Annotated in this window: 18 protein-coding genes and 1 pseudogene; 6 read left to right on the forward strand and 13 right to left on the reverse strand. The window is 71.3% G+C overall.

Going from position 1 to position 19,125, the window contains the following annotated elements:
• Positions 1 to 839: 839 nt before the first annotated feature.
• Positions 840 to 1,532, reverse strand: coding sequence for a demethylmenaquinone methyltransferase (locus ABD352_RS48590; protein ID WP_344619444.1), 693 nt, complete (start codon positions 1,530 to 1,532; stop codon positions 840 to 842).
• The gene (gene mqnC, locus ABD352_RS48595) at positions 1,529 to 2,782 is read right to left on the reverse strand and encodes a cyclic dehypoxanthinyl futalosine synthase (protein WP_344619445.1); all 1,254 of its coding nucleotides are present in this window, start codon (positions 2,780 to 2,782) and stop codon (positions 1,529 to 1,531) included. The genes ABD352_RS48590 and mqnC overlap by 4 nt, the downstream gene beginning before the upstream one ends.
• Before the next feature lie 67 nt (positions 2,783 to 2,849).
• Here mqnC and ABD352_RS48600 point away from each other — a divergent pair, with 67 nt between their 5' ends.
• Positions 2,850 to 3,788: an aldo/keto reductase gene (locus ABD352_RS48600; protein WP_344619470.1), complete on the forward strand. Its 939-nt coding sequence runs from the start codon at positions 2,850 to 2,852 to the stop codon at positions 3,786 to 3,788.
• Between the two features lie 51 nt (positions 3,789 to 3,839).
• Here the strand turns inward: ABD352_RS48600 and paaE are convergent, their stop codons facing one another.
• Genes paaE through paaA form a run of 5 tightly spaced genes read right to left on the reverse strand, consistent with a single transcriptional unit; the run spans position 3,840 to position 7,389 of the window.
• Positions 3,840 to 4,952, reverse strand: coding sequence for a 1,2-phenylacetyl-CoA epoxidase subunit PaaE (paaE, locus tag ABD352_RS48605; RefSeq protein ID WP_344619446.1), 1,113 nt, complete (start codon positions 4,950 to 4,952; stop codon positions 3,840 to 3,842).
• Positions 4,949 to 5,410, reverse strand: coding sequence for a 1,2-phenylacetyl-CoA epoxidase subunit PaaD (gene paaD / locus ABD352_RS48610; RefSeq protein WP_344619471.1), 462 nt, complete (start codon positions 5,408 to 5,410; stop codon positions 4,949 to 4,951). The genes paaE and paaD overlap by 4 nt, the downstream gene beginning before the upstream one ends.
• Positions 5,404 to 6,111 (reverse strand): 1,2-phenylacetyl-CoA epoxidase subunit PaaC, encoded by a 708-nt coding sequence (paaC, locus tag ABD352_RS48615; protein WP_344619447.1) that lies wholly within the window; start codon positions 6,109 to 6,111, stop codon positions 5,404 to 5,406. Before paaC ends, paaD begins: the two co-directional genes overlap by 7 nt.
• Positions 6,108 to 6,386 (reverse strand): 1,2-phenylacetyl-CoA epoxidase subunit PaaB, encoded by a 279-nt coding sequence (gene paaB, locus ABD352_RS48620; protein WP_344619448.1) that lies wholly within the window; start codon positions 6,384 to 6,386, stop codon positions 6,108 to 6,110. Before paaB ends, paaC begins: the two co-directional genes overlap by 4 nt.
• Complete coding sequence (gene paaA, locus ABD352_RS48625) at positions 6,379 to 7,389, reverse strand: 1,2-phenylacetyl-CoA epoxidase subunit PaaA (protein ID WP_344619449.1); 1,011 nt, start codon at positions 7,387 to 7,389, stop codon at positions 6,379 to 6,381. Before paaA ends, paaB begins: the two co-directional genes overlap by 8 nt.
• A 159-nt stretch (positions 7,390 to 7,548) precedes the next feature.
• Here paaA and ABD352_RS48630 point away from each other — a divergent pair, with 159 nt between their 5' ends.
• On the forward strand, positions 7,549 to 8,427 hold the full coding sequence (locus ABD352_RS48630) for a hypothetical protein (RefSeq protein WP_344619450.1): 879 nt from the start codon (positions 7,549 to 7,551) through the stop codon (positions 8,425 to 8,427).
• 16 nt (positions 8,428 to 8,443) lie between these two features.
• On the opposite strand, the gene ABD352_RS48635 is transcribed toward ABD352_RS48630, so the two are convergent.
• Complete coding sequence (locus ABD352_RS48635) at positions 8,444 to 9,292, reverse strand: menaquinone biosynthetic enzyme MqnA/MqnD family protein (protein WP_344619451.1); 849 nt, start codon at positions 9,290 to 9,292, stop codon at positions 8,444 to 8,446.
• 74 nt (positions 9,293 to 9,366) lie between these two features.
• Between ABD352_RS48635 and ABD352_RS48640 the strand changes: the two genes are divergently transcribed.
• From ABD352_RS48640 to ABD352_RS48650, 3 genes are all read left to right on the forward strand, one after another.
• A complete protein-coding gene (locus ABD352_RS48640; RefSeq protein ID WP_344619452.1) occupies positions 9,367 to 10,218 on the forward strand; it encodes a serine hydrolase in 852 nt (283 codons plus the stop codon).
• 88 nt (positions 10,219 to 10,306) lie between these two features.
• Positions 10,307 to 11,080, forward strand: coding sequence for a VOC family protein (locus tag ABD352_RS48645; RefSeq protein WP_344619453.1), 774 nt, complete (start codon positions 10,307 to 10,309; stop codon positions 11,078 to 11,080).
• A gap of 175 nt (positions 11,081 to 11,255) precedes the next feature.
• Positions 11,256 to 12,734, forward strand: coding sequence for a S8 family peptidase (locus tag ABD352_RS48650; protein WP_344619454.1), 1,479 nt, complete (start codon positions 11,256 to 11,258; stop codon positions 12,732 to 12,734).
• A gap of 68 nt (positions 12,735 to 12,802) precedes the next feature.
• On the opposite strand, the gene ABD352_RS48655 is transcribed toward ABD352_RS48650, so the two are convergent.
• The 4 genes from ABD352_RS48655 to ABD352_RS48670 form a co-directional block, all read right to left on the reverse strand.
• Complete coding sequence (locus ABD352_RS48655) at positions 12,803 to 14,611, reverse strand: hypothetical protein (protein ID WP_344619455.1); 1,809 nt, start codon at positions 14,609 to 14,611, stop codon at positions 12,803 to 12,805.
• Positions 14,612 to 14,776: 165 nt separating this feature from the next.
• On the reverse strand, positions 14,777 to 16,585 hold the full coding sequence (locus ABD352_RS48660) for a hypothetical protein (RefSeq protein WP_344619456.1): 1,809 nt from the start codon (positions 16,583 to 16,585) through the stop codon (positions 14,777 to 14,779).
• A gap of 404 nt (positions 16,586 to 16,989) precedes the next feature.
• A complete protein-coding gene (locus tag ABD352_RS48665) occupies positions 16,990 to 17,214 on the reverse strand; it encodes a helix-turn-helix domain-containing protein (protein ID WP_344619457.1) in 225 nt (74 codons plus the stop codon).
• 82 nt (positions 17,215 to 17,296) lie between these two features.
• Positions 17,297 to 17,677, reverse strand: coding sequence for a type II toxin-antitoxin system RelE/ParE family toxin (locus tag ABD352_RS48670; RefSeq protein ID WP_425553950.1), 381 nt, complete (start codon positions 17,675 to 17,677; stop codon positions 17,297 to 17,299).
• A 206-nt stretch (positions 17,678 to 17,883) separates the two neighbouring features.
• On the opposite strand from ABD352_RS48670, the pseudogene ABD352_RS48675 reads away from it, so the two are divergent.
• Positions 17,884 to 18,492 (forward strand): annotated as a pseudogene (locus tag ABD352_RS48675) (AAA family ATPase); the annotation flags it as partial.
• A gap of 33 nt (positions 18,493 to 18,525) precedes the next feature.
• Here ABD352_RS48675 and ABD352_RS48680 read toward each other — a convergent pair.
• Positions 18,526 to 19,083 carry a Uma2 family endonuclease gene (locus ABD352_RS48680; protein ID WP_344619458.1) on the reverse strand — a complete coding sequence of 186 codons (558 nt, stop codon included), beginning with the start codon at positions 19,081 to 19,083 and terminating at the stop codon, positions 18,526 to 18,528.
• Positions 19,084 to 19,125: the final 42 nt, after the last annotated feature.

The raw sequence follows: 19,125 nt of genomic DNA on the forward strand, positions 1-19,125 counted from the left end.
ATGGCGGGCTTGTCGCCCGGCGCGGGTGAGGTTGTCCACAGGCATAGCTTGTACGTCTACGGACGGTCACCGCACGGCAATCGTGAGTAGGGGCGCTCCTTGCTTTCCGCGGCACTCCGGCCTGGTCAGCCGGTCGGCGACGGCTCTGGACGTGGCGTTCCCCACGTCGGCAAACGCCCGAAAGACGCAGATCGGCTGTTATACCGAAAAGTCGGGCACTCCGTGTCGCGACTTTTCGGACTTTTCGCCTGACAGGTCTTATATCCGGTTTCGAGCGGATTCTCGGGGCCATGCGCGCGCGACGGAAAGCAGGCGGGCCGCGGGTTGAAGGTGCCCGTCCTCGGGCGCCCGCGGCGCGGGCAAACCAGCAGGCCCGGCGGCGCCGGAAGGCAGGGCGCGGCGGAAGGCCGGCGGAGGTTGGAAGGCCGACGAAGGTGGAAGGCCGGCAGCAGTCGAAGGCCAGCGGAGGTCGGAAGGCCGACGAAGGTGGAAGGCCGGCAGCAGTCGAAGGCCAGCGGAGGTCGGAAGGCCGACGAAGGTGGAAGGCCGGCGGCGGTGGAGCGCCTGGCGGCAGTGAAGGGTCGACGACGGCCGACGGCGCCCGAGGGCCCGACTGACCGAGGCGCGGAGGACCCCCGACAACCGGGGCAAGGCAAGCGCCCGACTGACCGAGGCACAGAGGACACCCGACCGACCGACGCACGGAAGGCGCCCGACCGACCGGGGCACGGCAAGCGCCGGACCGACCAAGGCGAGGAGAGCGGCCGACCGACCGAGACACGGAAAAGCCCGAAAAGTCGCGGCGCAAGGCACCGGACTTTTCGGGCAAAGCCCCCGAACTAGATGCGGAAGCCCCGGTGCATGGCCACCACGCCGCCCGTCAGGTTGCGCCAGGCCACCTTGCGCCACCCGTTCGCCGCGATGCGCGCGGCCAGCCCCTGCTGGTCCGGCCAGGCGCGGATGGACTCGGCGAGGTACACGTAGGCGTCCGGGTTGCTCGACACCCGCTTGGCGATCTGCGGGATGGCGCCGACCAGGTAGCCCTGGTAGACGGTCCGGAACGGCCGCCACGTCGGGCTGCTGAACTCGCACACCACCAGACGGCCGCCCGGCTTGGTCACGCGGGCCATCTCGGCCAGGGCGGCGTCCGTGTCGGCGATGTTGCGCAGCGCGAAGGAGATGGTGATCGCGTCGAACGTGGCGTCGGCGAAGGGCAGGTGGAGGGCGTCGGCGGCCAGGAGCGGAACCTCCGGGCGCTTCTCGCGGCCCGCCTGCAGCATGCCGACCGAGATGTCCGCGCCGACCGCGAACGCGCCGGAGCGGGCCAGCTCGGAGGTCGACACGCCGGTGCCGGCGCCCAGGTCGAGGACCAGCTCGCCGGGCTTGAGGTCCAGGGCCATGCGGGTCTCGCGGCGCCACATGCGATCGCGGCCGCCGGACATGACGGTGTTGGTCAGGTCGTAGCGGCGGGCCACGCCGTCGAACATCGCCGCGACCTCGCGCGGCTCCTTGTCCAGGGAGGCGCGGCTCATTTCGAGGCCACCGGGGTGAGCGGGAGCGAGCGGCCCGTGCCGCCGCCCGGGATGGCGATCGAGGAGAAGTGGGACTGCACGCGCTCGTCGGTCGGGTCGTCGGCCTCGGTCCAGTGGACCTGCAGGTGCCGGTACTGCGTGTCGCGCTGCGCCGGGATGCGGTCCGCGCCGCGGATCATCTGGACCAGCTCGGTGAGGCGGGAGCGGTGCCGGGCGCCGGCGGAGGAGATCACGTTCTCCTCCAGCATGATCGAGCCCAGATCGTCGACGCCGAGGTGCAGGGAGACCTGCCCGACGTCCTTGCCCGTCGTGAGCCAGCTCGACTGCAGGTGGGGGATGTTGTCGAAGAAGAGCCGGGCCACCGCGACCAGCCGCAGGTACTCCAGGCTGGTGGCCTGCGTGCGCCCCTTGAGGTGGTTGTTCTCCGGCTGGTAGGTCCACGGGATGAAGGAGCGGAAACCCCCGGCGGTCTTCTCCAAATGAGAAACAGCGAGGTCGGCCTCGACGGAGTAGCCGTTGGCCACGGCCAGGTCCTGCACGTCCCGGATCAGCCCCAGGTGCTCGATGCGCTCGGCGTTGGTCTCGCCGGTGCCCATCATCATCGTCGCGGTCGAGGAGACGCCCTGCCGGTGCGCCGCCGCCATGACCTCCAGCCAGCGGGCGCCGGACTCCTTGAGCGGGGCGATCGCCGTGCGCGGGCGGTCCGGCAGCATCTCCGCGCCGGCGCCGGCGATCGAGGCCAGGCCGGCCGCCTTGATCCGGGCGATGGCCTCGTCGATCGAGACGTCGGAGACCTTGGCCATGTGCAGCACCTCGGACGGCCCGATCGAGTGGATGACCAGGTCGGGGAACTCGGTGTGCACGGCGGAGAACAGCGACTCGTAGTACTCGACGCCGTAGTCCGGGTGGTGCCCGCCCTGCAGCATCACCTGCGTGGCGCCGAGGTCGACCGCCTCCGCGCAGCGGCGCAGGATCTCCTCGGTGTCGTGGGTCCAGCCCTCGGCGTGCTTCGGCGCGCGGTAGAAGGCGCAGAACTTACAGGCCGTCACGCAGACGTTGGTGTAGTTGATGTTGCGGTCGATGATGTAGGTGACGATGTTGTCCGGGTAGCGGCGCCGGCGCACCGTGTCGGCGGCCTCGCCGAGCTCGTGGAACGGGGCGTCCGTGTAGAGCAGCAGCGCCTCGTCCGGGCCGATCCGCCCGCCGTCCGCGGCACGCTGCAGAATCTCGCTGATCACCGGATTCGTCACACCCAGAGCGTACCCAGAGCCGCGTTCCCGTCGAGCGGGCGTGCCTAGGATCACGAGAGTGACTGACATGCACTACCGGCGCCTCGGGCGCTCGGGGCTGACCGTTTCGGTGGTCGGCATCGGCTGCAACAACTTCGGGCGGCGCATCGACGCGGCCCGCGCGGCGCAGGTCGTCGGCGCCGCCCTCGACCAGGGCATCACGCTGTTCGACACCGCGGACGTCTACGGCGACCCGGCCGGCGCCTCGGAGGAGGCGCTCGGCGCCGCTCTCGGCGGCCGCCGCGACGAGGCGATCGTGGCCACCAAGTTCGGCATGGACCCGCGGGGGCAGAACGGGCCGGACTGGGGCGCCCGCGGCGGCCGGCGCTACATCGTGCAGGCCGCCGAGGCCTCGCTGCGCCGGCTCGGCACCGACTACATCGACCTGTACCAGATCCATCGGCCCGACCCGGAGACCCCGATCGAGGAGACGCTTGCCGCGCTCGACGACCTGGTGCGGGCAGGCAAGGTCCGCTACATCGGGCACTCCAACTTCTCCGGCTGGCAGACCGCCGACGCGGCCTGGATCGCCCGGACCGCCCACCTGACCCCGTTCGTGAGCGCGCAGAACCGCTACTCGCTGCTCGACCGCGGCGTGGAGACGGATCTGGTACCGGCACTGGAGCGCTTCGGCCTCGGTCTGCTCCCCTTCTTCCCGCTGGAACTGGGCCTGCTGACCGGGAAGTACCGCCGCGGCGACGCCCCGCCGCCCGGCACCCGCCTGGCCGGCGAGGGCTTCGGGCAGGTCCTGGCCGACGCGCCGTGGGACCGCATCGAGCGCCTCGCCGCGTTCGCCGAGCGGCGCGGGCTCGACCTGCTGACCGTCGCGATCGGCGGCCTGGCCGCCAAGCCGGCGGTGGCCAGCGTGATCGCCGGCGCGACCACGGCCGAGCAGGTGGCGGCCAACGCCGCGGCGGCCGCCTGGCAGCCGACCGCCGAGGACATGGCCGAGCTGGCCGGCATCTAGATCGCGCCCGGGTCCCGGAGCCCCGGCGGGCTCCCGGCTCGGTCGAGGCCGTCAGGCGTCGTAGTCGACCACGACCTTGTCCGTGATCGGCATCGCCTGGCAGGTCAGGACGTAGCCGGCGGCGAGCTCGTCGGGCTCCAGCGCGAAGTTGCGGGCCATCTCGACCTTCCCGGAGACGACCTTGGCCCGGCAGGTCGAGCAGACGCCGCCCTTGCACGCGTACGGCAGCTCCGGCCGGGCCCGCAGCGCCGCGTCCAGGATCCGCTCGTCGTGGGCCATGGTGAGGGTGGTCGCGCGCCCGTCGAGCAGGATCTCGACCTCGGCGCCGGACTCCGGCGTCTCCGGCTGGGCCGGCCGCGGACGGACGGGCGCATCCTCGACGTGGAAGAGCTCCGTGTGTACGGCGGAATCCTCGACCCCCCGCACGCTGAGCGCCACCTTCGCGTCCAGCACCATGCCCTGCGGCCCGCAGAGGAACCACTCGTCGACCGTGTCCGGCGGCAGCAGCGCGTCGAGGATGGCGCCGATGCGCGCCTCGTCCAGCCGGCCGGACAGCAGCGGCGACTCCTGCGCCTCACGGGAGAGGACGTGCGCGACGTGCAGCCGCTGCGGGTAGCGGTCCTTGAGGTCGGCCAGCTCCTCGGCGAACATCACGGTGCCGGCGGCGCGGTTGCCGTACACCAGCGTCACCCGGCTCCCGGGCTCGGTCTGCAGCGCGGTGGCGGCCAGCGACAGCACCGGCGTGATCCCGGAGCCGGCCGCGACCGCCGCGTAGTGCCGCGCACGGTCCGGCTCGAACGCGGTGGTGAAGTGGCCCAGCGGCGGCAGCACGTCGACCTCGTCGCCCGGTGCGAGCTCGGCCAGCGCGTAGGTGGAGAACGCGCCGCCGGCCACCCGCTTGATCCCGACCCGCAGCACCCCCTCGTCGCGCAGCTGCGAGGGGGTGGAGCAGATGGAGTACGACCGGCGGATCTCCTCCTCGCCGGTGTGCCGCCGCACGGTCAGGTGCTGCCCGGCCCGGAAGCCGAACACCTCGCGCAGCGGCGGCGGCACGTCGAACGTGACCGCGACGGCGTCGTCGGTCAGCCGCTCCACGTCGAGCACGGCCAGGCGGTGGAACATGGGCCGGCGCTTGGCCGGCCGGCGGATCTCGGAGACGGTCACAGCGGCTTCACCTGCTCGAACGGCTCGCGGCAGGCCCGGCAGCGCCACAGTGCCTTGCAGGCGGTGGCCCCGAACCGGGACAGTTCCTCGGTGTCCGGCGACCCGCAGCGCGGGCAGCGCACGCTCAGCGTCAGGCTGACCTTGGTCGCCGGGGCCGGCGGCGCGATCCCGGCCGCGGCCAGCTTCTCCCGGCCCTCCGCCGTGATCCAGTCGGTGCTCCACGGCTGGGCCAGCGCCGTCTCGACGGCGACGTCGCGGAAGCCGCCGGCGTCCAGCGCCGCCGCGATGTCGGCGCGGATGGCGTCCATGGCGGGGCAGCCGGAGTACGTCGGGGTGATCGTCACCGTGACCCGCCCGTCGCGCTCGTCGACGCCGCGCAGGATGCCCAGCTCCTCGATGGTGACCACGCGCAGCTCGGGGTCGAGCACCGCCGCCACCAGGTCGCGCGCGCTCACCAGGTCGCCCCGGGGTGTGCGCGATGCAGCACCTGCATCTCGGCGAGCAGTTTGGAAAGGGCCTCCGTGTGTACGCCGTTCCGCCCGCCGGAGGGCGCCCAGCCGTCGGCCGGCCGGTCCAGCGTCGCCTCGTCCAGCACCTTGGCGACCTCGGCCAGCCAGGGCTCGCGCAGCCCTTCGGTCCCGCCGGCGAAGAGCTCGTGGGTGTACGGCCACAGGGCGTCGACCGCCGCCTGCATGCGGCGGTGGGACTCCTCGGTGCCGTCGCCGAGGCGCACGGTCCACAGGGCCGCGTGCTCGGCGTGGTAGGTCGACTCCTTGACCGCCTTGGCGGCGATGCCGGCCAGGCGCCGGTCGTCGCCGGCGCGCAACCGGTCGTACACCAGGCGCTGGAAGACCGACAGGAACAGCAGCTTGACGATGGTCACCGCGAAGTCGCCGTTGTCGAGCTCGACCAGCAGGGCGTTGCGGAACTCCCGGTCCTCGCGCAGGTAGGCCAGGTCGTCCTCGTCCCGGCCGCGCCCCTCCAGCTCACCGGCGTAGGTCAGCAGCAGGCGGGCCGCACCGAGCTGGTCCAGCGCGATGTTGGCCAGCGCGATGTCCTCCTCCATCTCGGGCGCGCGGGAGCACCACTCGGAAAGGCGCTGCGCCGCGATGAGCGCGTCGTCGCCCAGCTCCAGCACCCGCCCCACGGTCGCCGTCATATGTGCTCAGCGCCTTCGGGGACGGAGTAGAAGGTCGGGTGGCGGTACACCTTGTCGGCGGCCGGGTCGAAGAACGCGTCCTTCTCGTCCGGGCTGCTCGCGGTGATCGCCCCGGCCGGCACCACCCAGATCGACACGCCCTCCTGGCGGCGGGTGTAGACGTCCCGGGCGTTGCGCAGCGCCATCTCGGCGTCGGGGGCGTGCAGGGAGCCGACGTGCTGGTGGGCCAGCCCGCGGCGAGGGCGCACGAAGATCTCCCAAAGCGGCTCAGACATGCTGCTTCTCCGCATGCGCGCGGGCCGCCTCGCGCACCCACGCACCTTCTTCATAGGCGCGGCGGCGGTGGGCCATGCGCTGGCGGTTGCACGGCCCCTCGCCCTTGATCACCCGCATGAGCTCGTCGCAGTCCGGCTGCGTGTAGTCATGAGCCCCCCGCTCCTCGTTCCAGCGCAGGTCGGGGTCGGGCAGCCGCAGCCCGAGCACCCCGGCCTGCTGGACGCACATGTCGACGAACCGCTGGCGCAGCTCGTCGTTGGTGAACCGCTTGATCTTCCAGGCCATCGAGCGCTCGGAGTGCGTGGAGTCGCCGTCGGGCGGGCCGAACATGGCCAGCGACGGGTACCACCACCGGTCCACCGCGTCCTGGGCCATTGCCCGCTGGGCGTCGGAGCCGTTGGCCAGGGTGTGCAGGATCTCGTACCCCTGCCGCTGGTGGAACGACTCCTCCTTGCAGATGCGGATCATGGCCCGCGCGTAGGGACCGTAGGAGCACCGGCACAGCGGCACCTGGTTGACGATCGCCGCGCCATCGACGAGCCAGCCGATCGCGCCGATGTCCGCCCAGGTCAGGGTCGGATAATTGAAGATCGAGCTGTACTTCTGGCGCCCCTCGAGCAGCATCTCGACCAGCTCCTCGCGGGAGATGCCGAGCGTCTCGGCGGCGGCGTAGAGATACAGCCCGTGCCCCGCCTCGTCCTGCACCTTGGCCAGCAGGATCGCCTTGCGCTTGAGCGAGGGCGCGCGCGAGATCCAGTTGCCCTCTGGCTGCATGCCGATGATCTCGGAATGGGCATGCTGGGCGATCTGCCGGATCAGCGTCTTGCGGTACGCCTCCGGCATCCAGTCCCGCGGCTCCACCTTCTGGTCCGCGGCGACGATCGCGTCGAAGTACTCCTCGAGCCGGTCGCTGGTGGCCACCGCGCGCGCCGAGGACTCCCGCAGCTCCTGCTCAGCGCTGTCCACCTGCTCGAGCAGCGGGGCGAAGTCGTTGCCGTACACGACTCAAGTGTTACAGCCGCCGACACTTCCTGCAAGAAGCTGTCACATCGCTTCGACGCAACTACCAGGGACTTTTGAGGCCTCCCGGACTGCGGCCTCGGCCGTTGAACGAGAGGATGGGCAGGCATCGTCGCTATTTGAAGGAGGACCTCCGACCTCATGCGCAAGCGAGTCGGGCTGTCCGCGTTCGTGCTGCTCGTCGCCGCCCTGCTGGTCGGTGTGCCCTTCGTCTGGGGCAGCGACATCCTCGACACCACGTCCGACGCCGCCGCGCCGGCGGAGGGGGTGTCGGAGAGCCCCGAGGAGAGCGAGGCCCCGACCCGCAAAGCGGCCCCTGCGGCCCCGACCGCGCCCGCCCTCCCGCTGGCGCTGCTGCACCCGGCCCCGGTGGCGGTGAACGCGACGGGCTTCTGGTCGTGGACGGTGCTGGACCGCCGCACGGGCGTCAGCGCCGGCTCGGCCAACGCCAACGTCGCCCAGCGGACCGCCTCCATGATCAAGGCCTGGCTGGCCGCCGACTACCTGCGCCGCACCCCGAGCCCGAGCAAGTCCAACCTCTCCCAGCTCACCCAGATGATCCGCAACAGCGACAACGCCGCGGCGTCGTACTTCTGGGGCCTGGACGGCAAGTCGGCGAGCATCTCCCGCCTGGTCCAGATGTGCGGCCTGAGCGACTCGAAGGCCTACATCGACTGGGCCAGCACCCTGGTCTCGGCCCGCGACGCCGCCCTCATGGGCGCCTGCATCGGCGACGGCCGCGCCGCCGGCCCGAAGTGGACCGACTGGCTGCTCAACGAGATGCGCAACGTGGCCAAGGACCAGAAGTTCGGCATCACCCCGGCCCTGCCCGCCGCCGACCAGGCCTCCACCGCCGTGAAGAACGGCTGGATCGCCAGGAGCGACGGCAAGTGGCACGTCAACTGCATGGCGATCGGCACGGACTGGGTCCTGAGCGTCCTGACCGTGTACCCGGCCTCAAAGGGCCAGGCCTACGGCGAGAACATCTGCGCCAGCGTGACGAAGCAGCTCCAGGCCTGAGCCTTCACCGCCCCGGTCAGCCCTCGAAGAAGGCCGGGCCGCCGGTGGGCAGCGGGGGGACGGTGCCGCGCTCGGCCGCTCGCCGCGCGAACTCACGCACGCCCGCCACCTGGCGCTCGCCCAGGGAGAAGTCGAGCACGCGGAAATAGGTGGCCAGGGTCTCGGCCGAGAGGGTCTCCCAGCGGGCCGCCGCCGCGGCCACCTCGTCGAGCTCGGTCAGGCACAGCTCGCGCGAGCGGAGGAAGGCCTCGTGGACGTCCTTGACCAGGCCCGGGTGGGCGGCGGCGAAGTCGCGGCGCACGGCCCAGGCGGCGAAGACCATCGGCAGGCCGGTCCACTCGCGCCAGGCCAGGCCCAGGTCGGTGACCTGCCAGCCGTGCTGCGGGGCGTCGTGCATCGCCCGGAGGGCCACGTCGCCGATGATGACGGCGGCGTCGGCCTCGTCGAGCATGCGGGCCAGGTCGGGCGGGCTGTTGAAGTACTGCGGGCGCACGCCGACGCGCGACTCGAGGTACATCTGGGCCAGGAGCACGCCAGTGCGCGAGGTCGCGCCGAGCGCCACCCGGCGGCCGTCCAGCGACTCCAGCGGGCCGGTGGAGACCAGGTTCACCGACAGGACCGGGCCGTCGCTGCCGACCGCGAGGTCGGGCAGGAGCAGCAGGTCCTCGGCGTTGCGGAGGTACTCGACCAGGGAGATCGGCCCGATGTCGAGGTCACCGGCGACGAGGGCCGTGTTGAGGCGCTCCGGGGAGTCCTTGTGCAGATCGACGTCGATCAGCGCGCCCGACCGCATCAGGCCCCAGTAGATAGGCAGGCAGTTCAGGAACTGGATGTGGCCGACGCGGGGCCGCTGCAGTGCAGGCACATCGCCCATGTTGCCCCAACGAGCGGCGGCCACACGGGCGGGGCGGCCATTGTCACAGCGGATACCCTCTTGGAATGCGACGCCCCCTCGCTGTGCTCGCGGTCGTCCTGCTGCTCGTGGCCGGGTGCGAGAAGCACGCGGAGAACACTCCGGTCTCGGTCAACGCCTCCCACGTGCCGTCGGACGTCGCGAGCGAGACGGCGGCGACGAGCCCGAGCCCGACCGTGGCCGGACCGCTGTTCACGCCCACCCAGACGGTCACCATGAACGTCAAGGGGTACTGGTCGTGGGCCTACTACGATCTGAAGGCCGACCAGTTGTACGGCTCCCAGCCGTACACCACGAGCGACACGGCGTCGATGGCCAAGGCCTGGGTGGCGGCGGACTGGCTGCGCCGGCAGGGCGACATGAACAAGCAGCCCAGCAGCACGGCCCTGGCGGAGCTGACCCGGATGATCCGCGACTCGGAGACCGAGAACACGTTCAAGTACCACGTGGAGAACGGCAATCTCACCTCCATCAAGCGCATGATCACCACCTGCGGCCTCACCGAGACGAAGGGGACGCAGAACTCCTGGAGCCTGACCCAGATGTCGGCCCGGGACGTCGCCCGGCTGGCCAAGTGCATCGGCGACGGCCGCGCGGCTGGGCCGAAGTGGACCGGATGGCTGCTCAACGAGATGCGCAACGTGCGCGGCCCGGGCCGGTTCGGGCCGATCGAGGTGCTGCCGGCGGACGTGCAGAAGACCACGGCGATCAAGAACGGCTGGCTGGCCCGCGACGACGGCCAGTGGCACATCGCCTGCATGGCGCTCGGCGACGGCTGGAGCATCGGGATCATGGCGCACTACCCGAGCTCGCTGGGCAAGGACTACGGCGTGAAGACCTGCCGGGACGTGACGAAACAGCTGCTGACCCAGCACTGAGCCGATCGCGATCTGTGACCCTTCAGACGATCAAGAAAACCCCGGCGTCGCGTACTCTTTGGCTCCCCGCCGCAGAGAGGATCGCCAGGTGCGAGTACGAGGGTATGCCCCCGCCACCCCGTGCTGGTCGGTGCTGAGCAGCGGCGACCCGGCCGCCGCCGAGGCGTTCTACTGCGACGTCTTCGGCTGGACGAGCACCCGCACCGAGGACGGCGCCACCGTCTTCCTCCTGCGCGACCAGGTCGTCGCCGGCCTGGCCGACTCGGGCGGCAACCGCACCGCCTGGCTGACGTACATCGCCACCGAGGACGCCGACGCGACTGCCGCCCTGGTCGCCGAGCACGGCGGCACGGTCCTGCAGCCCTCGGCGGACATCCTCCCGCGCGGGCGCGCCGCCCTGCTGGCCGACCCGGCCGGCGGCGTCTTCGGCGTCTGGCAGCGGGTCCGCTTCGCCGGCGCCCAGGTGGCCAACGAGCCCGGCGCCATCTGCTGGAGCGAGACGGTCACCTGGGACGTGGCCGCGACCGCTGCCTTCTACGGCAAGATCTTCGGCTGGATCGAGCAGGACGGCACCGCCGACGTCGACGCCCACTACCACGAGTGGATCGCCTCCAACCGGGTCGTCGGCGGCATCAGCCCGATGGGCGAGCAGTACCCGCCGGGCACCCCGCAGCACTGGCGCACGATCTTCTCGATCGAGGACTGCGCGGCGTTCATCGCGCGCACCCGCGAGCTGGGCGGTCAGGTCCTGGCCGGCCCGGTCGACGCCGGCATCGGCCACGCCGCCCACGTCATCGACCCCACGGGCGGCGCCTTCCTGGTCATCGAGCTCCTCCCGGAGCTGCGCCACCTCCTGGGCTGATCCCGGCCCGCGGCTTCGGTGCGCTCGGCAGCCTCGCCGAAACCATGACCAACCGCGACATAACCGCTACTCGGTGGCCCTGATGTAACGCTGACCCGCCCGACGGCGCTCGTTCACGAACGTTGTGTTTACAGCGCGACGTCGATCGAACAGTCCGAAAACGGAGGGGTTCAGCGTGAGACTATCCCGTCGCAAGGTGCTGGCAGCGGCGTCCGCCGCCGCGGTCGGTGCCGGCGTCCTGGCCGCCGCAGCGTTACCGACGCAGGCTCTGGCAGCCGGACCGGAAAGCACGTACCTCGTGCTCGCACCAAACGGCCAGTCGACGGCCAAGGCGGCCAACCGGGTCGCCGCGGCCGGTGGCACGGTCGTCGCGAACTACAGCCAGATCGGCGTGCTCGTGGTCCGCTCGACCAACCCGGCGTTCCAGACCGCGGTCGCGGGCGCGGGCGTGGACGCCGTCGCGTCCACGGCGGGCCTCGGCAGCGCGCTCGACGACGGCGCCACCGTGGAGGTCACCGACCCGGCCGTGCTGGAGGCCGCCGGCGACGCGACCAGCGAGCCGCTGGCGGGCCTGCAGTGGGACATGGCCCAGATCAGCGTTCCGCAGGCGCACAAGGTGACCATCGGCAGCCCGAACGTGGTCGTCGGGGTCCTCGACAGCGGCATCTCCAGCACGCACCCCGACCTCGCCACGCAGATCGCGAAGGACAAGAGCGCGTCCTGCATCGGCGGCGTGGTCGACACGTCCGAGGCCGCCTGGAACCCGACCACCTCCGACCACGGCACGCACGTCGCCGGCACGATCGCGGGCGCCATCAACGGTGTCGGCATCGCCGGTGTCGCCCCCGGCGTGAAGGTCGCCTCCGTCAAGGTGGTCAACGACGACGGCTTCATCTACCCCGAGGCCGCGGTGTGCGGCTTCCTGTGGGCCGCCGACCACGGCATGCGGGTCACCAACAACAGCTACTACATCGACCCGTGGGAGTTCAACTGCCGTAACGACGTGCGCCAGCGCCCGGTCTGGATGGCCGTGCAGCGCGCGATCCGGTACTCGCAGAACAAGGGCGTGCTCAACGTCGCCTCGGCGGGTAACTCCAACGTCGACCTGCAGCACAAGTTCGTCGACAGCGGCAGCCCGGACGACAACAGCTTCCCGGTCGAGGACCGCACGATCACCGGTGCCTGCCTCGACCTGCCGGCCGAGGCGCCCGGCGTGGTGACCGTGTCGGCCGTCGGCCCGACCCGGGCGAAGAGCTACTACTCGTCGTACGGCCAGGGGGTCGTGGACGTCGCGGCGCCCGGTGGCGACACCCGCTTCCGGACCCTCGGCGCCTCGTCGACGTCGGCCGACGGTGTCCTGTCGAGCACCTTCAACACCGTGACGAAGACCAACGGCTGGGGCTACAAGCAGGGCACGTCGATGGCCGGGCCGCACGCGGCCGGCGTCGCCGCGCTGGCGCTCTCCGCCCACCCCAACATGCAGCCGGGCGCCCTCGCGTCCTTCCTGGAGCGGACCGCCGACGCGCTGCCCTGCCCCAGCGGCGTGTACAACCCAGTCCCTCGCCTGCAGGGCTACGAGGCGACCTGCTCGGGCGGCAACCGCAACGGCTTCTACGGCGCGGGTGAAATCAACGCGTACAACGTCGTGCGATAGCACCTAAAGGTGGGGTCGCCGGCCCACAAGGCCGGCGACCCCGCCCCCTACGCGGTCACCGCGTTGCCTCAGCGGGTCGTCAGCCACGCGCGCAGGTTGCCGACGAGCAGGACACATGCCGCGAGGATCAGCACCGCAGCCGCGCCGGCCCGCCAGTTGCGGACCACGACCTCGACGGCGCCCAGGACGGCGAACACGGCGGCGCCGACCGCGGCCATCGTCGCCGCGAACCGCACCAGCCGGCCGCGGGCGGCCGCCTCGATCGCGAGCATGAGCGCCATCAGGCCGGCGAACGACCAGAGCAGTCCGATGGGTGGGCTGATCACCACGAGCGCGACGCCGGCCAGCATGACCGACACCGAGGCGGCCGACCATATCGCCAGAAACCGCTGGCGTGGGGCGTCGGCGGTGAGCGGAAGAGCGCGGCGGCGCAGGTGGGCGTGCGGGGCCTCGACGGGCGGCTGGCTTCTCGCGCGGACGATCGCGTCGAGTTCCTCGCGGAGCCCGGTCTGCTCGGCGTGCAGCCGCGCGATGGTCTCCCTGCCGTCCCGGGTCCTGTCCCGGCGGCCGGCCTTGTCCGCACCGGCGCCGCTCGCGTAGGCCGTCCTGGCCCGGTCACTGGCCCGCAACTCCCGCGACGCCCGCCGGCGGACGTCGATCTCGGCGGCGATCTCGGCGAGGCGGCCCTCCAGCCAGGTCGCGCGGCTCTCCCGCAGCACGGCGCCGTGCTCGGCGGTCGGGTACTCCTCGTCGAGGCCGGCCCACGCCACCGGGTTCGCCCAGCCCGGCCGGACCGTCCCGTCGCGCTCGTACCGGGGCCCGGCCGGTGCCCGCTCGCCGCCGAAGTGGTCCCGCGTGTCCAGGCCCCACAGGCCTCGGTAGTCGCGGACCCAGGCAGTATCGTCGTCGACCAGCACGGAACGCCAGGCCCGGTGCTCGCCCACACCGATGCCCGGGCCATCGCCGCGGTGGTAGTCGATGAACGGGATGCCGGCGGTCGTCTCCGGCGTGTTCCTGGCCCAGGGCAGCAGGGTCCGGACCACCCGCCGCCACCCGGCCGCGAGGCGGTTCGGCCACTCCAGGGGGACGGTCGTCACGTACTCGCCGGGTAGGTAGGCGCCGGCGTGCGATCCGGCCCCCGCGTACACCACCGGATGCGTGCCGACGAACTCGATGTCCGGATCGTCCCAGCGCCGGCGCAGGTCGTCGCCGACCTCGTCGTGGGCCGAGAACGCCACCCAGGCCGGCCGCAGCGAGCCGTCGAGCGTCTCACCGAGGAAGATCGTCACCTGCTCCCAGTCGGCCTCGTGGTCGTTGAGCCCGCTGAACGTCGAGCGCCAGTCGTTCATCGGGTAGAAGTACCAGTACTGTAAGGCGACATAGCCGCCGTCGCGGGACACTCTCGCGTAGTAGGGGTGATCGTTCGCCCGCATACGCGTGACGTACAGGCGGTGTGCCGCCGCCCGGGTGCCGCCGGGCACCGTCCCGCGCAGGAGAAGGGACAGCCGGAGCCCGGCGTCGACGAGCCGCGCGAACAGCCCGACGGCCGCGAAGCGGCTACTCGGCCGGAACGACGGCTGCGCCCCCTCGCGGCGCCACCGCCGGTACTCGGCACCGTGCATCGGGCTGTCGACGAGGCGCAGGTACAGGCCGTCCCCGGCGAACCGCTTGCCCTCCGCGGCCAGCCGCTCCAGCGTCACCTCACCGGGCCGGGCCAGGCATTCGTCGCGCCGCTCACCCGGGCGCCGGCGCCACAGGCCGGCCTGGCCGACGTAGGCGTCGACGGCCGTCGGCAGGAACAGCTCGCCGGCCGTGTACCGGATCACCGGCTCGTACGCCCGCAGCAGGGCCAGGTCACCCTCACGGGTACACGGCACGACGTCATCCACGTCCACGGAAAGCCTCTGACCGGAACCTCGGCGATTATTCGGTGGTGGGCCGCTTGACGCCGCGGTGAGGCTCGGGTCTGAGACGGAAGTGCCACCGCTCCGCTCGGAGCGGTGGCACCTGTTCGGATCCGGTGTGGCCAGTTAGGGGGAGGGTCAGAGGAGGATGCGGGCCAGGAGCACGGTGTCCTGGCCGTCGCGGGCCGTGGTCAGGCCCATGGACTTGATCGGGGCCGTGTCGGCGGAGCCGGGCACGTAGATCGCGGCCGTCGGGTTCTGGAGGGCACCCTGCATCGTCTGCTTGAAGAGCGGGGTGGAGGAGAGGGGGGTCTGGGCGCCGGCGTACCTGGCTGTGCGCAGGACCAGGTGGTCGCCCTGGACGGTGCAGGTGGCCTTGGCGGTGGTCACCACGGTGTCCAGGTCGTTCTTGAGCTGGGTGGCGGCGGCCGCGCTGGGGAGCTGGAGGTCCAGCTGGACCGGGAAGCCGTGGTCGTCGCTGTCCGGACCGGCGACGGTCAGCGTGAAGGACTTGGCGGTGGGGAGGGCCTTGGCCAGGGACTCGCCGCCCTTGAGTGCGGCGGGGTCGCCCATGGAGCCCTTGAGGAGGTCGGTGAAGAGCTCGGGGTGCTCGTTGAGGTACTTCTCGACGGCCTCGTCGTCGTTCGGGTCGATGTTCGGCGGAAGCTTGAACGGGAACTCGTCGGAGGCGGTCGGGTCGTCGGCGCCCATGAGGGCCTCGGGGAACAGGAACGCGGTGAGGGTCATGCCCTCGGCGCCGAACGCGGACAGGTCGCCGGAGAGGCTGTCGGCCGCGGCGACCATCCGCGCGTCGGAAGGGAGCGCGCCGAGGTTGGCGATGAGGTCGGCACCGTTGCCCGTGCCGGTGAAGGGGACGTTCTTGGTGTTGATGAACCGGGCACGCAGTTCGAGCGCGTCGTCGGTGGCCTGCAGGCCGGCGATCAGGGTGCCGGACATCTCGGGCATGGGTGCGGCGCTCGGGGTGGCCGTGAGCTCGCCCGGCCCGCCGAACGGTGCGCCCGGGCCGCCGAGGGACTCGGCGAAGACCAGGTCGGAGACGGAGGACTCCAGGGCGGCGGCGCGGCTCAGGTCGGCCCAGGCGAGGCCGGGCTGGTCGGCGGGGAGCTTGGCGAGGGCGGCCGTGAAGGCCGGGTCGGCCGACAGGTGCGGGGCCTTCGCGGCGGCGTCGGCGGCCTGCTGAGAGTCCTTCTTCGCGAAGGCGAGCAGCGCGTAGCCGTCGAGCATGGCGAAGCCGAAGTGGTCGGATCCTTGCTTCTGCTGTACGGCGGCGAGGCTCTTCTTCGCCTTCGCCGAGTCCTTCGCGGCGACGGCGGCGAGCACCGTGGGCTTGCCGGCGGCGTCCGGCCAGACGGCGATGCCGATCCGGTCGTCGAACCAGGCGGCGACGTCGTCGTAGGAGATCGGGGCACGGAGGTCGCCGAACGCCTGGCGCTTGGTCTCGTCGACCGACTTCGGGCCGCTGCCGCCCGCGCGGCGCAGCAGGGCGTCGAACTTGACCCGCTGTCCGATGCCGGGCGCCAGGTCCAGGCGGGCGAACGCGGCGACCGAGGCCGGCATGACCGCCTCGGGGAGGGTGCCGACCGGGCCGTTCCAGTAGCGGACGACGGCGAACGCGCCGCCGGCCACGAGCACCGCGGCGGCGACGCCGGCAGCGGCCAGGATCGCGCCGAGGCGGCGGCGGGGCTTGAGTGGGGCCGGTGCGAGGCCGTCCTGCAGCGGGGCTCCGTCCGCGAGCATCACCCCGGCGGACACGGGAACGCCGGCGAGCAGGGTCGCGTCCACCGGCGCCGGACCGTCACCGACCGCGAAGCCGTCGCCGGACGGCAGGTCGGCGCCGGGAAGGGCCGGGTAGTCACCCGGCGCCGGGGCAGCAGCGGCCTGCGAAGCAGGAGGACCCTCAGGAGTTTCGGAACCGGGCATGGACATGCGACATTGCCTCCCCCGCGGAATGTGAATCGGCATCATAGCGAGGAACGCCCATGTCCGAGGTCCCCCGAACAGCCACGTGTCAGCTGATGACGGGCCGAGCCAGCATCACCGTGTCGGCGCCGCCGGGCGTCGTACCCAGCCCGAACGCCTCGCCGCCGACGTGGAAGCGCGCGGGAGCAATCGTGATTCGGTGGAGCGGCGGCCGCGCCGCGTAGAGTGAATGGCCGCTTGACGGCCGCGGTGAGGTAGCCACCGCAGCGGACGTCCCCACGCGCCGGGTGCACAACCCCCGGATACGCGAGCGAGCCGACCCGGACCTCCACGAGGATCACCGTGCCCGCACTCGAAACCGAGCTCGCCGCCGAACGAGCCCACTTCGACCCACTACCGCAGGGCTCTCGTCAGGCGACCTTGAGCTGCTCATCGCCGAAGTCGGCGATCAGCTTGAGCGTGCCGCCGAGCGCCTCGATGTACCGCGCGAGCACCTCCTGCGTGGAGACGCTGCCGGCCTCGATCTGCGACACCCGGGCCACCGAGACACCCATCCGGGATGCGACCTGGTCCTGCGTCATCTCACGCCGCTTCCGCAACTCGGCCAGCCGCCAACCCCGAGCCTCGTCACGCATCGCGCCGACCGCAGTGTCGAACGCCTCGGGGCCGCCTGCGGTTTCGATCGCACGCCCCAGGTGATCGGTATCCCGCCACCGCTTAACGCCGCTCATCCCCGATCTCCCCCTCTCGCTCCTTCAAGTATGTGGCGTAGAGCTGCTCCGCTTCCGGTATGGCCTCCCGATACCACCGGCTCCATTGACCGGACTTGTCACCGGCGACGAGCAGGATCGCGGATCGCGGATCGAAGACGAACAGAATCCTGATCTCGCTCCGTCCGGTCGAAGGCGGCCGCAGCTCCTTCATGTTGGTGATCGCTGAGGCGGTGATGCTGTCGACGAGCGGCCGGCCCTCGCTCGGCCCGTTCCGCTCCAACACCAGGATGGCCTGATTGACCAGGCGATGTGTGTCCCTGTCGACGCTGTAGATCGCGTCGAGGAACTCCTCGACCTGCGCGGTCATCAGGATCTCCCACTCCACCGCGACACCACCTCCAGGTTAATAATATCCTTAACCTCCGGGCGACGCGGGGGCGTCCATAAATTCGGTGGAGGCCGGCGGCCGCGCCGCGTAGAGTGAATGGCCGCTTGACGGCCGCGGTGAGGTAGCCACCGCAGCGGACGTCCCCACGCGCCGGGTGCACAACCCCCGGATACGCGAGCGAGCCGACCCGGACCTCCAAGAGGATCACCGTGCCCGCACTCGAAACCGAGCTCGCCGCCGAACGAGCCCACCTCGACGCATCACGAGAAGCGCTGCGCCGCATGCGTGAACGCGCCGAAGACCTCTTCGCCACCGGAGACCAAGTGGCCGGCGACCCGTTCGCCGCCGAGACACTCGGACGAACGCTCGCCCGGCGCATCGCCGACCTCGCCGACAACCCCGACACGCCACTGTTCTTCGGGCGCCTCGACATCGAGAAGCACGAGTACCACGTCGGGCGGCGGCACGTCACGGACACGGCCGGGGAACCGATGGTGCTCGACTGGCGGGCGCCCCTGTCGCGCCGGTTCTACCAGGCCAGCGCCGCCGACCCCCAGGACGTCGACGTGCGCCGGCGGTTCGGGTTCGTCAAAGGCGAGCTCACCAGCTTCGAGGACGAACACCTCGGCCGGGGCGAGGAACAGGGCACCAGCCAGATCCTGCTCGACGAGATCGAACGACCCCGCGTCGGGCCCATGCGCGACATCGTCGCCACCATCCAACCCGAACAGGACGCACTCGTACGGGCCGAGATCGACGAGTCGGTCTGCGTACAGGGGGCGCCCGGGACCGGGAACCCCAACCCCGGAATTTGACGCACTTCCGGGGCTCCCAGGAACGTCACGTTATCGGCGACGTAGCAGGGCGCGAGTGTCGATTTCGATCGCGAACGGACCGTCGGCGGTCAGTGACTCGCCGTCCTTCGCGACCGCATGCTCGACGTAGTGCTGGCCGTCAAGGCGCAGCAGCCGCAACGTCACCGAGTCCGGCTGCTCGGGCTCGACAAGCAGGTACCACTCGATCCGCGCAGCGGCGTAGAGCTGCATCTTCAACAGCCGGTCGGCACCCGCGTTGCCAGGCGAGACAACCTCGCCTACCAGCGCAACATCCGGTGCGTCGATCATCGTAACGTTCTCGATGGGCGTCACCACGAGATCGGGAATGAATATCCGTCCACTCGCCAGGCGGACGTTCACCGCTTCGTAGACCCAGAGACCAGCCGCGTCGGCCGGCGTATCGATCAAGTTGGCCAGTCGCCTGGAAATGTGCTGATGGCGCGTGGTCGGTGCCGGGCTCACCAGCAGACTCCCGTCGAACAACTCGATCCGATTCGTGGTCTCGCCGAGTGCGAAGTATTCGTCCTCGCTCCACGGACCGACATGCTCGAGCACGGCCACGCTCATCGGCGACTCACCCCCTGACGGATCCTGCCACAAGGGTGCCAC

The sequence above is a fragment of the Dactylosporangium salmoneum genome, assembly GCF_039532525.1.
Taxonomy (GTDB): domain Bacteria; phylum Actinomycetota; class Actinomycetes; order Mycobacteriales; family Micromonosporaceae; genus Dactylosporangium; species Dactylosporangium salmoneum.

Coding starts and splice junctions, on each gene's coding strand:
- ABD352_RS48590 (WP_344619444.1), bottom strand. CDS start 1,532: ATGAGCCGCGCCTCCCTGGACAAGGAGCCGCGCGAGGTCGCGGCGATG.
- ABD352_RS48600 (WP_344619470.1), top strand. CDS start 2,850: ATGCACTACCGGCGCCTCGGGCGCTCGGGGCTGACCGTTTCGGTGGTC.
- paaC (WP_344619447.1), bottom strand. CDS start 6,111: ATGACGGCGACCGTGGGGCGGGTGCTGGAGCTGGGCGACGACGCGCTC.
- paaB (WP_344619448.1), bottom strand. CDS start 6,386: ATGTCTGAGCCGCTTTGGGAGATCTTCGTGCGCCCTCGCCGCGGGCTG.
- ABD352_RS48630 (WP_344619450.1), top strand. CDS start 7,549: ATGCGCAAGCGAGTCGGGCTGTCCGCGTTCGTGCTGCTCGTCGCCGCC.
- ABD352_RS48640 (WP_344619452.1), top strand. CDS start 9,367: ATGCGACGCCCCCTCGCTGTGCTCGCGGTCGTCCTGCTGCTCGTGGCC.
- ABD352_RS48660 (WP_344619456.1), bottom strand. CDS start 16,585: ATGTCCATGCCCGGTTCCGAAACTCCTGAGGGTCCTCCTGCTTCGCAG.
- ABD352_RS48665 (WP_344619457.1), bottom strand. CDS start 17,214: ATGCGTGACGAGGCTCGGGGTTGGCGGCTGGCCGAGTTGCGGAAGCGG.
- ABD352_RS48680 (WP_344619458.1), bottom strand. CDS start 19,083: ATGAGCGTGGCCGTGCTCGAGCATGTCGGTCCGTGGAGCGAGGACGAA.